The organism is Flavobacterium sp. C3NV, from assembly GCF_046825355.2.
Classification (GTDB): Bacteria; Bacteroidota; Bacteroidia; order Flavobacteriales; family Flavobacteriaceae; genus Flavobacterium.
In genome coordinates, this window is record NZ_JBKQBJ020000002.1 from 95,238 (window position 1) to 107,617 (window position 12,380).

A 12,380-nucleotide genomic window follows, 5' to 3' on the forward strand; every position below is an offset into this window, starting at 1 on the left:
CTTTCTCTTTTTTCAATAAAATCGTACTAAATTTTAATTCCTATTTTTCGAAAAAGCATATCAATTACTTTATTAATATCAGGAGAGATATTAAACTTATAATTTAAGTAAACGTATAAAATCGTTACTAAAATAGATTTTAACGCAATACTTATCAATTGATAAAACGGAAATTCCCAAAAGTAAAACAGTAGAAACAACGCAAAAGTTAACAGCATTGAATAGATTGTTTCTTTAGAAAAAGGATATAAATCAAGCTTTTTGACAACAAAAAGCAATTTTGCCAAACTGTATAGTGTAATCGATAATAAAGTCGCAAACGCAGAACCTTTAATTCCAAAAATTGGAATAAAAATCATATTTAAGATCACAGTCAAAAAGACCAAAAGCAATCCTAAATACAATACCATTCGGTAGTATTTTGTATTAAAAATGATAGCATTATTGTTTCCTAAAATCAAATCGAAATACTTCGATAATCCAATCATAAATACAACAGAGATTCCGCCACTGTATTCTTTTGGAACTAATTCATACAATTGATTGATATTGACAAAAATACATAACATTACAAATCCGCCAACCATTTGCAGATTGATAGAGGTTTTTTTATACAATTGATTCAATTCATCATGTTTGTTATCGTGCATCAATTTTGCCGTAATCGGATATACAATCTGATGCATGGCACGACTCGGAACCGAGATTACCAAAGCAATATAGGTTGCCACAGAATAATAAGCGATGTTCTCAATTTTCATGTATTGATTCAGCATCAATTTATCACCGTCTAAAAGTAAATTGGCAACACTTCCTGAAAGAATAATGAAAAAGGTATATTCCATTACGTCTTTTACATTTTGAGGTATATTGATCTGAAATTTAGGCTTTTTGACATAGAAAGCATAAAACATCGTTACTATAAAAGCCACAAAATAAATTCCTGCCGTCACATATACAAATTGAATAAGTGTCATCCAATTAAAATATAAACCTACCAAAGCAAAAGTCGAAAACAGTCTCAACCCAACTTCTTTAATAAAATTTCCAAAAACAGAATGCATATGAACTCTCGCCCAGGCATAGAATATTTCGAAATAGGCCATACAAATCCCAATAAATGGAATTAAAAACATAAACTCTTTTACAACAGGGTTTTTCTTTGTTACAAATGCCGTAATATCATCAAAGAAAAAGATTCCGATTATCCCTAACGGAATACACATTAATATTGGAAATAAGGCTGTAAATGATAAAAACTGCTCTCTTTCTTCTTCTGTTTTATATTGAGAATAAAATTTGACTAACGTATTTTGCATTCCGATAGCAAACAAAGGCATAATAACATTCGCTGCCGAAAGAATATAATTGGTTAACGCGTAATAAGTAGCACCCAGATAAATAGGATATAAATAAAGTGTATTAATGGCTCCAATAGCGAAACCTATATAAGTAATGATTGTATTTTTGAAAGACTGATTTAAAACAATACCCATGTTTTGATTGCAGAGTTTAGATAGTAGAGTTTAGATTTCTAATTTCTACTCTCTATAGATTTTTAAAATTGTTTTTGCTTTTTTAATTGATCAATTGTGCCAATTGTTTAGTCAGGCTTTTTCTTGAATATTGTTGTAAACCAACGCCATGAGATTGTAATTTCCCTTCCAAAAATTGATTATAAAAGTCCAAAATTACACTTTTTAACTTCGCTTTTTCAGAATAATCAAAAAATACTCCTGTATTGGTCTCTTTAATGATATCGGCAAAATCTGATCCGTTTGGACCAATCGCAATTATAGGGCGATTAGACACCATATATTCAAACAATTTACCCGGAATAATACTTTTAGTATCTTCAGAATTAATCTCGATTAAAAGTAAAACCTGCGATTTTTTTTGATGGGCAATGGCTTCGTGATGCGAAACATATCCTAAGAGATTCAAATAATCATTCAAATTAAATTCGCTAATAGCATCTAAAACTTCCTGACTTACTGCTCCTATCAGTTTAATTTCTAAATGTTGTTTAAAATCAGGTATTTCCTGAAGCAACTCTACGAGACATTCCCATAAAAACTTCGGATTTCTATCTGACAAAAATGAGCCGATATGTGCCAGAGTAAATTTGGTATCCAGAGTTTGTTTTTCTACGTTTTCGATATCATAACCATTCGTAATTACCGAAATTGGCTTATTGGTAATTGCCTGAAATTCGGTTTTTGTAGTTTTACTTGTTACAATAATCGTATCCGCAGCATTGAGTACTTTATGCTCTAAACTTTTATGTTTTTTAGCTGCATAAGATGATAAGCGTAACGCTTTATGATAACCGATTGTAGTCCACGGATCACGAAAATCTGCAAACCATTTTACATTAAGTTTTTCTTTTAATTCTAAACCAATCAAATGCAAACTGTGCGGCGGTCCCGAAGTTACAATGGTATCAATATTGTTTTCTTTAATATACTTTTCAAGATAAGCTACTGAAGGTTTTACCCAAAAAACACGCGCATCAGGAATAAAAAGATTCCCACGAATCCAAAGAAATGTTTTATCTAAGAAAGTTTGTTTTTTCTTATGCGGAAAAATTCCTGAACTAATTTTCTTGGTTTTATTCTTCGAAAAAATGGAAGCCAATTGATAAGGCTCCCAAATTTTATTTTTTAGAACAGTAGCTTTATCAGAGATTTGACTCACTAAACCTTCATCAATTATTGGATATGTTGGATTTTCAGGAATGTAAACAATGGGCTGAATATCAAATTCAGGTAAATATTTTACAAATTTTAACCAACGCTGTACTCCCGGACCTCCGGCAGGGGGGAAATAATAAGTAATGATTAAGAGTTTTTTTTGTTCCAATTTTATTTAATTTCTGAAAATATCAGTTTATGCAGATTACGAATGTTATTCTGAATTATTATTTGCTTTTCTAAGTTCTTCGATATCTAAAATATCCTTCGGTCTGTTTGATGCTTTTTTAGCAATTATTAAATTATCGTAATCAATAAAATAAACTGGAGTTTCGCCTATCATTACGATTGTAGCATCTTCTAACAATGATGAAAAAGATTTATCTTCCAGACCTTTTACAGCAGTCATTACATCTAATCTCAAACCATAGCTTAAACTAAAATCTGTCCAACCCGGAATAAACTGCATTGTTTCTATAGTTTCAAAATCTCCTAAATTAATTGACTTTAAAGCTTTTCTTAGATTAATCCTATTTTCAATTGTATCCTCTAAGTAAATATCAATATCACCGGTACTTCTATTGTAGCCATAGATATTTACAGCAAATCCACCAATAGTTATGTATTTAACTTTGTTTTCAAAAAAACTATTCCAAATAGCAATTATTTGCTCATTCATCGTTTTTTAGATTGGATTACTTTAGCTGTTTTAAGCGTATAAGAAACTTCAATTAGAACCATTAATCTTTCTAATCTTTCTAAATAAGAAAGTGATTTTATTTCAGCTATTCTCTTAGCGTCCAACTCTTGTGGAGTACCAAAACTTAACACGTTCTTTTTCATTGTCTAGTTTTTAAAATACAACAGTAAAGATACTAAATCATCTCATATTCATTAGTTAAAACAAACCAGAGTTTTATTTTTCTGTTTTCGCTTTCTTTCTTTCGAAGTAAAATCCGCCAATCAACAATAATAACATTCCAATTGAACTGGCCAAAGTTATTATACTTCCGGTTTTAACAACCTGAGGTTCAAATTTAAATTCGATAGTATGTTTTCCGCCAGGAATTTCCATAGCTCTTAAAACATAATCAACAGGAAAATGCGTTGTTAGCTCACCATCAATATAAGCGTTCCAGCCATTTTTATAATATATCTCAGAGAAAACAGCTAAACCATCTTTTTTATTATCAGACTGATATTTAATATAATTCGGCTTGTATTGTACAACTTTAATTGTTCCTGTAGTATCCCATTGTTTCTTTAATCGGGCGCTTTTAAATTTACCTTCGTGTTCACGAACATTAAAAACAGCTACTTTTTTAGTATCAATATGATCAAGAGCTTTCATCACATCGTCTGGTTTATTTACCAATTTTACGGTACTAACAAACCAGGCATTTCCGTTTGTATTTGGGTTTATCGTTGGAAATTCTTTTCCTTCTTTATCTGTTTGGATAATGTATTTTACATTTAGCATATCCAAAACTTCCATATTGTTTTTTGCAATCTGATAGTCGAATAACTGTTGCATTCTTCTAGGCTTTGCAGCATGATATCCTCCTAAAGAATGGTGGAAATAAGAGGCACGTGCGCTAGACATATTGCCGTTTACTTCAAAAACCCTGTAATGCGTTGTATCTTTTAAAATCTGAGCATCAGATGGCGTTTCCTGAAAAGGAGCTGCAATTTGAGCAGGACTCACAAAATCTTTGGCCGAAACATACTTTTTATCGACAAAAAACAAATCGAAAATCATTAAAAGTCCAACGATAATCAATGTCGTATTTTGAGCTAATTTGTTTTTAATGAACAACCATAAAATTCCAAAAGTCAATACTATAAAAAAGCCTGAACGCAATAAATCTGCAGAATACAACGTCATTCTGTCTTCTTTTAAAGCATCGACAAAAGCGGGTCCGTAACTTTCTAAGAAATAATTATCACTGCTTCCTGTAAAATGGAACATCCCTTTAGCAAATACTAAAATTATAATTATCCCAATACCAAAAACACCTGTTTGAACAAGGGCTTTCTGTTGTAATTTAGGTTCATCTTTGGCTTTAAAGAAAGACTGTAATCCCATAATAGCCAGAACAGGAAAACACAATTCAAGAATAACCTGAATCGACGAAACTGCTCTAAACTTATCGTACATAGGCACGTAATCGATAAAAAAGTCTGTCAACAAAGAGAAGTTTTTACCCCATGAAAGTACCAATGCTACTAATGCTCCGGAAAGGAATACGTATTTTATTTTTCTATCATCAATAAATAATGCCAAAACTCCTAAAAAGAAAACAACAACCCCAATATATGCCGGAGCCGCAACAATTGGCTGATCTCCCCAATACGTTGGCATTCCTGACACAAAATCCTGAGCTTGCTCTGAAGGAACTCCCTGTTCGATCATAAACGAATACATACGGCTGTCGGTTCCTACATTTTCATGATTAGAACCTCCAAAAAGTCGAGGCGCAATCAGGTTAAAACTTTCAGGAATTCCGTAGCTGTATTCTGTAATATATTCGCGGCTTAAAGCATTTTCGTTTGTCTTTTTAGATCCGTCAGGATTAAAAGTCAATTCGCTGTTGCTACGTGTACTAAATTTGGCATACTCACTTGTTGCCATTAAATTGGTAGAATTGGCACCAATGGCAAAAATTCCTGCCACAGCCAAAACTCCAATAGCAGTTAAAAGTGGTTTATATTCTTTTTTCTTAATAAAATTAAAAGCAAAATAGCCTGATAATATCAGTAAGAAAATCAATAAATAATAGGTCATTTGAAAGTGGTTGGCATTAATTTCTAATGCAACCGCAAACATGGTGAGCAAACCTCCCCAAATATATTTTTTCTGAAAAACCAGTATAAATCCGGCTATAACAAGTGGCATATAAGCAATTGCATGCGCTTTTGCATTATGACCAACTCCAAGAATAATGATTAAATAAGTAGAAAAACCGAAAGCAATTGCCCCGATAAAAGCTTTTAAAGGATCTGTTTTTAAGACTAATAATAGCCCGTAAAAACCTAAGAAATATAAAAACAGGTAATCTGCTGGACGAGGTAAAAAACGTAAAATATCATCTAAATGTCCTATAAAATCGTTAGGATAATTTGCCCCTAACTGATAGGTTGGCATACCGCCAAATGCTGAATTGGTCCAATAAGGCTCAGAATGCTCTGTTGCTCTAAAATCATTTTGCTCTTTGGCCATTCCGGTATATTGAGCAATATCCGACTGGAAGATTTGTTTTCCCTGTAAAACCGGGTAAAAATAAATTAAAGAAACGATAATAAAGCCCAATATAACAAGGGCATGCGGATAGAACTTATTTACTATTTTCAATTTAGACTGGTTTGGGTTAAATGATGAATCCTATAATTCTAGGACGCAAACTTAATCTATTTCTTCGTAATCAACATAATCGCCCACCTTTTTGGTTTCGCGCGGTTTTTTTGCATTGGCTGTATCAATGATGATTTCATCATTATTTGTACGTGTTTTTTGCCATGTAGTACTCTGACTATATTGTTGTTGTCTCTGAAAATTCTCCCCTGCTTTTTCAACCGCTTTCTTTACCAATACCGGTAAAAAGATTTTAGCTAAAAACTTAAAAATATAATAAAACGCAATAATCCACATTATCGTTTTAAACAAATTTGTAAAAGATGCTTCTTGCATGATCATATAATTTTTTTCCAAAATTAATAAATCCATTGTTTAAAATTAAAATATCAATCTTAAATAAATAATAAAATATAGTACATTTGAAATGCGTTATTACTTTTTAATCAAAAAAAACGTTTATGTTAAAAAATAAAAACTTATTTATTGCAACTCTTTGTTTAGTTCCTCAATTATTTTTCGCGCAATATACTGACGTTATCAACTCTAATCGTCCGGGTGAAACAATGTCTGCTTATGCAGTTGGAAAATCTGTAATTCAGGCAGAATTGGGTGTTTACGGCATCAAAGAAAAACACGATTTATTAGATTATGATGCAAGCGGTTTTGGTACAGATTTAACCCTTCGCTATGGTGCATTTTTAGAAAAACTAGAATTGATTCTGGACATACAATACCAAATGGAAAATTTTGATACTCCATACACCAGCTATAAAAAGAATAATTTTAGACAAACCGTTTTAGGAGCGAAATATTTAATTTACGATCCTTATAAAAACTACAAAAAAGAAGCTAACATATACAGCTATAAAGCCAATCGTAGTTTTAACTGGCACGAATTAATTCCTGCGGTTTCTATATTTGCAGGAGCCAATTTTACCGGTGCTGATAACCCTTACTACTTTTCCCCACAATCTGCGATATCGCCTAAAGTAGCTTTGATTACGCAAAATTTATTTGGAGGAGGGAAATGGGTATTTGTAACCAATATTATTGCCGATTATATTACAACAGATTATCCTAGTTATGGTTATGTATTAACATTAACCCACGGATTTAATGATAAATGGTCTGGTTTTGTTGAAAATCAAGGCTACAAAAGCGATTTCTACAGCGATGCCATTGTTCGTGGCGGAGCAGCTTATTTAATCAATTCTAATCTTCAGGTTGACGCTTCTGTTAGTACCAATTTCAAAAACACACCTTCGGTTTTATATGGAGGAGTTGGAGTTTCATGGCGTTATGACGGAAGTTATAAAGAAAAACAAATGGAGTTTAAGGGCAAGGAAAAAGCAAAAAAGAACAAGGATAACCAGATGGAACAAAGAGAAATCGATTATCAGGCAAAAGAAAGAAAGCGTAAAGCGAAATACGAATAATTTTTAACTCTCTGCATAAAGAGACAATTTACATACTGAATCTTAATGATTACAATTAAAGAAGCCAAAACCAAAAAGGAATTAACCGACTATGTCAAATTTCCGTTTTCTCTCTATAAAGACAATCCGTATTGGGTTCCGCCTATTATTGCAGATGAATTAGAGTCTTTTGACAAAACAAAAAATCCTGCTTTTGATAACGCCGAAGCTTATTTTTATCTGGCGTACAAAGACAATCAAATTGTTGGAAGAATTACAGCCATCATCAATTGGTCTGAGGTAAACAATCAACACAAAAGAAAAGTACGTTTTGGATGGTTTGATGTTATCGATGATATCGAAGTAACAAAAGCTTTATTAGAAAAAGTATACGAATTAGGAAGACAACATAGTCTGGAACATGTTGAGGGTCCAATGGGATTTTCTAACCTGGATAAAGTTGGTGTTCTTACAGAAGGTTACGACCAAATGGGAACCATGATTACATGGTATAACAATCCGTATTATGTTACTCATTTCGAACAACTAGGGTTTCAGATAGAAAAGGAATATATCGAAAGTATTTTTCCGTTTTCGAATGTTAAACCTGAGTTTTTTGTGAAAGCACAGGAATTAATCAAAAAAAGATACGGTTTAAGATCTCTAACTTTCACCAAAACAAAAGACATTATGCCACACGTGGATAAAATGTTTGATTTGTTTAATGAATCTTATGCTAAACTGGCTTCGTTTGTAGCAATCTCAGATGTTCAGAAAGAATATTTTAAGAAGAAATACATTAGTTTTATCAATCCGGAATACATCAAATTTGTGGTAGATAAAGACGATAAATTAGTTGCTTTTAGTATTGTAATGCCAAGTTTTTCTGAGGCCTTACAAAAAGCAAAAGGAAAATTATTTCCGTTTGGATTTATTCATTTGCTAAAAGCAAGAAAACAAAGTAAAGACGTTGTTTTTTACCTTATCGGAGTTCATCCTGATTACCAAAACAAAGGAGTTACTGCTATCATTTTTGATGAATATTATAAAACGTTCTCAGAAAAAGGAATTCAAAATTGTATTAGAACTCCTGAATTAGCCGAGAATACAGCGATTCATTTACTTTGGAAAAACTTTGATCCAAAAATACATTGTCAGAGAAAAACATATTTAAAATATCTTTAGCATACCGTTTTTCAGTCTCAGTTTTCAGTCTCAGTTTTCAGTTTTCAGTTTAAACATTAAAAATATTACATGTTAACCATAAAAATATGCGATGAATGCAAAAGTGAGTTTTATAAACCATCTTCTTTAATGGAAAATTTGTGTCCTGAATGCGCAAGTGCTTTATACGGATATAATAATTGCCAGCATGAATTTGAAAATCACCGATGTAAAAAATGTTACTGGAACGGAAATTCAAGCGATTATGTAGATAAAATAAAATCGCAGAAATAATATAAAAACTAAAAAAAATCCATTCTCCCCAAAGAATGGATTTTTTAATTATAGCAAAATAAAAAGCTTATTCTGCTTTACAATCAACTTTCGTTAATGTATTTTTTTGATCAAATTTCAGTAGTTTTTTATCTTTAAAAGAAACTTTACCATTTGCTTCTACAACATCTCCATAACCTTCATAAAGAATTCCTTCTCTTGAAATAAAAGCAACCTCTCTAATAGATGAAACTCCTTCTGACATAAAGGTATAATCAGCAATCAAAGTATCGCCTTTCATATTCCCTATCAAAGTTCCTTCATTTTTATCTTTACCGGCTATATTATAGCTTAATTTTCCATTTACTTCCTGATGTGAGTTTACATTATAACTCAATTCAATTTTACTGGCACCTGTCGACGCATAACATTGATCTCCTGATGGCTCAACAATTTGAGCTTCTTTTGGTGCTTTTGGTGTAATTTCTACTGGTTCTGCAACTTGATCTTTTTTACAAGAAGCAAAAACACTTAAAGTAATAATTGTAACGGCTAGTATTTTCTTCATGTTCTTTTGTTTTATAATTAGTTAATATAAAATTACTCCAAATAAAAAAAATCCATTCGCATAACGAATGGATTTTTTTACATAATTCCCATATTAGGAATTTATTTCAAGAAATTTAAGCGTCTAAATCTACTGTAGTTCTGCTTGCGATTTCTTTATAAGTACCGTTTTCTAATTTTTCACGAATTGCTTCAAATGCTGTTAACGTTTCATCGATATCAGCCAAAGTATGTGAAGTTGTTGGAATCATTCTTAACAAAATAATTCCTTTTGGAATTACCGGATAAATTACAATCGACAAGAAAATACCGTAGTTTTCTCTTAAATCGTTTACCATTACCATTGCCTCAGGAACACTTCCTTCTAAATAAACTGGTGTTACACAAGTATTTGTATCTCCAATATTGAAGTTTCTTGTACGTAATCCGTTTTGTAATGCATTTACGTTTTCCCAAAGTTTGTCTTTCAACTCAGGGTGATTACGTAATAATTCTAAACGTTTCAATGAACCAATAGTTTGAATCATTGGTAATGCTTTTGCAAACATTTGAGAACGTAAATTGTATTTTAAATAATCAATAATATCCTGATCTGCAGCTACAAAAGCTCCAATGTTTGCCATTGATTTTGCAAAAGTCGAAAAGTAAACATCGATACCATCCTGAACTCCCTGCTCCTCACCTGCTCCGGCTCCTGTTTTACCAAGTGTACCAAAACCGTGTGCATCATCTACTAATAAACGGAAATTATATTTTTCTTTTAAAGCAACAATTTCTTTTAGTTTACCTTGTTGTCCTCGCATTCCAAAAACACCTTCGGTAATAAATAAAATACCTCCGCCTGTTTCTGTTGCCATTTTAGTAGCACGCTGAAGATTTTTCTCCATACTTTCAAGATCATTGTGCTTGTAAGTAAAACGTTTACCCATATGCAAACGAACACCATCAATGATACAAGCGTGAGAATCTACATCGTAAACTATAATATCATTTTTTGTTACCAAAGCATCAATAGTAGACACCATTCCCTGATAACCAAAATTCAATAAATATGCAGCTGGCTTCATTACAAACTCAGCTAATTCATTTTCTAATTGCTCATGATATTTAGTATGTCCTGACATCATACGAGCTCCCATTGGGTAAGCTGCTCCAAACTGAGTTGCAGCATCAATATCTGCCTGACGAACCTCTGGATGATTCGCAAGACCTAAATAGTCATTCAAACTCCAATTTAAAATATCTTTTCCACCAAATTTCATTCTTGGACCAAGTTCTCCTTCTAACTTAGGGAATACAAAATATCCCTCAGCTTGTGAAGCCCATTTTCCTAATGGTCCTTTATTGTTCTGAATTCTTTCGAATAAATCTTTTACCATAAATATATTTTGAAGTAATAATTTTCATTTAACAGGGTGCAAAAATAATGATTATTATTCTAAAATCGAGTTTGCCCCTTATTTTTATTAAAAAAATCAGAATAAAACCATCGAAATCCATTTGCCTCTAACGCTTCCCGACTATAAATAAAATTTGAAAAGAGGAAAAATTTAAATTTAACATCTTAATATTTTACAACATGATTTTTATCATTATAAAAGACAAAGTCATCCCTTATTTTTGAAGTCTATTTATTATTCATTAAAACAATTAACAACAAACCAGAAAATACTTTTTAAATAGATTGATTCATTAGTAAGAGATAAGGGTGATTTTAATTAATCTACCCTTATTTTTTTTATTTTAATTTCTGATGCAATAATCAAAACCAAACCTAAAACAATTAATACACTTGCGCCAAAAATAGATTCATAATACGCCGGCAACAATCCTTTACCGAAGTAAAAAAGCCCTCCCTGAAAAAACAATATGATTTCTGTAAAAACATATCCAAAAACAAAACATTGTACTCCCGACCGAACCAGAGAAGATCTACCAGAAAGCAAGTTGTTCTGAAACAGGATTCCAAGTAAAAATCCTGTAATAATTCCTAAAGTAGTTAAATGAATAAAACCTATCACAAAACCTCTAATTTGGTGCGAAGATGAAACTATATCAGGAAAAAGAAGCAGCAACTGAACCATCACTTTAAGGACTAAGGAACAAATCGCTAAACTATAAACCCTTTTTGCCGTAGTGTTTAAAGTAGTTTTAAACCAGGAAATTTGTGGTTTTAGCATTTTATAAAAATATATAAAAGCAAGAAGCTGCAATACTACACCAATACCATTTATAACACTTATTACATTATTTTTGACATACCAACTTACCGGAAATGCTACTGTAGCTATCGTTGAAAAGATAAGCAAAGTAAAAAACACTTTGAAGTGGCTTATTTCGATTTCATTTTTAAATTGTTTTAAAAACAAAGCCAAAACAGCGAATAAAAACCATCCATTAAATTGAAAGTGAAGAAAAAACTGAATCGCAATTTGATACAAAATACTTTGTTTACCCAGTAAGCTTATTATCGCCCCTAAACACCAAATTCCGATAGTAGAAAATAGCATGAACAAAATGGCACCTAACAATAACTTTTTGTCCATTCTTTTGCCTTTACAGCAATCCCGCCAAACGAGCCAACAAAAAATATAACTTAATATAATATGTAATGTCGAAAATATAATAGAAAACAAAGCATATCCCTGAACAGGAAATGCGATCATCATACCTATTACAGAAAATTCAGTAAGCCAAAATAATTGATTGTAAATTGGTTTACTGCTTTTGTGTTTGGGTATAAAAAAGGAAACAATTAAAACATAGATCATCAAATAAGTCCAACCTAACATCGCTACATGAGAATGCCCATGAAGCAAGAAGCTGTAATTGACATTCTTTACAGGAAATAAATAAAAAAACCGCATTAATAACCCCATAAGTGAAGCTATCAGAAAATTTAAAAAACAAACT

12 protein-coding genes are annotated in these 12,380 nt (G+C 31.8%); 3 read left to right on the forward strand and 9 right to left on the reverse strand.

Annotation, left to right across the window (positions count from 1 at the left end; all coding sequences use genetic code 11):
• Positions 1–26: 26 nt before the first annotated feature.
• From ACIDC4_RS03270 to ACIDC4_RS03295, 6 genes are all read right to left on the reverse strand, one after another.
• On the reverse strand, positions 27–1,496 hold the full coding sequence (locus tag ACIDC4_RS03270; protein WP_412041729.1) for a lipopolysaccharide biosynthesis protein: 1,470 nt from the start codon (positions 1,494–1,496) through the stop codon (positions 27–29).
• Positions 1,497–1,578: 82 nt separating this feature from the next.
• The gene (locus ACIDC4_RS03275) at positions 1,579–2,862 is read right to left on the reverse strand and encodes a glycosyltransferase family 4 protein (protein ID WP_412041730.1); all 1,284 of its coding nucleotides are present in this window, start codon (positions 2,860–2,862) and stop codon (positions 1,579–1,581) included.
• A gap of 45 nt (positions 2,863–2,907) precedes the next feature.
• The gene (locus ACIDC4_RS03280) at positions 2,908–3,372 is read right to left on the reverse strand and encodes a DUF6036 family nucleotidyltransferase (RefSeq protein WP_173972362.1); all 465 of its coding nucleotides are present in this window, start codon (positions 3,370–3,372) and stop codon (positions 2,908–2,910) included.
• The gene (locus ACIDC4_RS03285) at positions 3,369–3,536 is read right to left on the reverse strand and encodes a hypothetical protein (RefSeq protein WP_412041731.1); all 168 of its coding nucleotides are present in this window, start codon (positions 3,534–3,536) and stop codon (positions 3,369–3,371) included. Before ACIDC4_RS03285 ends, ACIDC4_RS03280 begins: the two co-directional genes overlap by 4 nt.
• A gap of 73 nt (positions 3,537–3,609) precedes the next feature.
• Positions 3,610–6,045: a YfhO family protein gene (locus tag ACIDC4_RS03290; RefSeq protein ID WP_412041732.1), complete on the reverse strand. Its 2,436-nt coding sequence runs from the start codon at positions 6,043–6,045 to the stop codon at positions 3,610–3,612.
• Positions 6,046–6,096: 51 nt separating this feature from the next.
• Complete coding sequence (locus tag ACIDC4_RS03295; protein WP_412041733.1) at positions 6,097–6,417, reverse strand: DUF4834 family protein; 321 nt, start codon at positions 6,415–6,417, stop codon at positions 6,097–6,099.
• Between the two features lie 89 nt (positions 6,418–6,506).
• Between ACIDC4_RS03295 and ACIDC4_RS03300 the strand changes: the two genes are divergently transcribed.
• The 3 genes from ACIDC4_RS03300 to ACIDC4_RS03310 all read left to right on the forward strand — a co-directional run bounded on the left by ACIDC4_RS03300 (position 6,507) and on the right by ACIDC4_RS03310 (position 8,921).
• Positions 6,507–7,484, forward strand: a complete 978-nt coding sequence (locus tag ACIDC4_RS03300) for a transporter (protein ID WP_412041734.1) — start codon at positions 6,507–6,509, stop codon at positions 7,482–7,484.
• Positions 7,485–7,529: 45 nt separating this feature from the next.
• Positions 7,530–8,648 (forward strand): GTP cyclohydrolase, encoded by a 1,119-nt coding sequence (locus ACIDC4_RS03305; protein ID WP_412041735.1) that lies wholly within the window; start codon positions 7,530–7,532, stop codon positions 8,646–8,648.
• A gap of 69 nt (positions 8,649–8,717) precedes the next feature.
• Positions 8,718–8,921 carry a hypothetical protein gene (locus tag ACIDC4_RS03310; protein WP_412041736.1) on the forward strand — a complete coding sequence of 68 codons (204 nt, stop codon included), beginning with the start codon at positions 8,718–8,720 and terminating at the stop codon, positions 8,919–8,921.
• A 67-nt stretch (positions 8,922–8,988) separates the two neighbouring features.
• Here ACIDC4_RS03310 and ACIDC4_RS03315 read toward each other — a convergent pair whose 3' ends face one another.
• The 3 genes from ACIDC4_RS03315 to ACIDC4_RS03325 form a co-directional block, all read right to left on the reverse strand.
• Positions 8,989–9,468, reverse strand: coding sequence for a hypothetical protein (locus ACIDC4_RS03315; protein ID WP_412041737.1), 480 nt, complete (start codon positions 9,466–9,468; stop codon positions 8,989–8,991).
• A 115-nt stretch (positions 9,469–9,583) separates the two neighbouring features.
• Complete coding sequence (gene capB, locus ACIDC4_RS03320) at positions 9,584–10,846, reverse strand: cysteate-C-fatty acyltransferase (protein WP_412041738.1); 1,263 nt, start codon at positions 10,844–10,846, stop codon at positions 9,584–9,586.
• Positions 10,847–11,185: 339 nt separating this feature from the next.
• Entirely contained in the window at positions 11,186–12,346 is a 1,161-nt protein-coding gene (locus tag ACIDC4_RS03325; protein ID WP_412041739.1) for a hypothetical protein, read from the reverse strand.
• Positions 12,347–12,380: the final 34 nt, after the last annotated feature.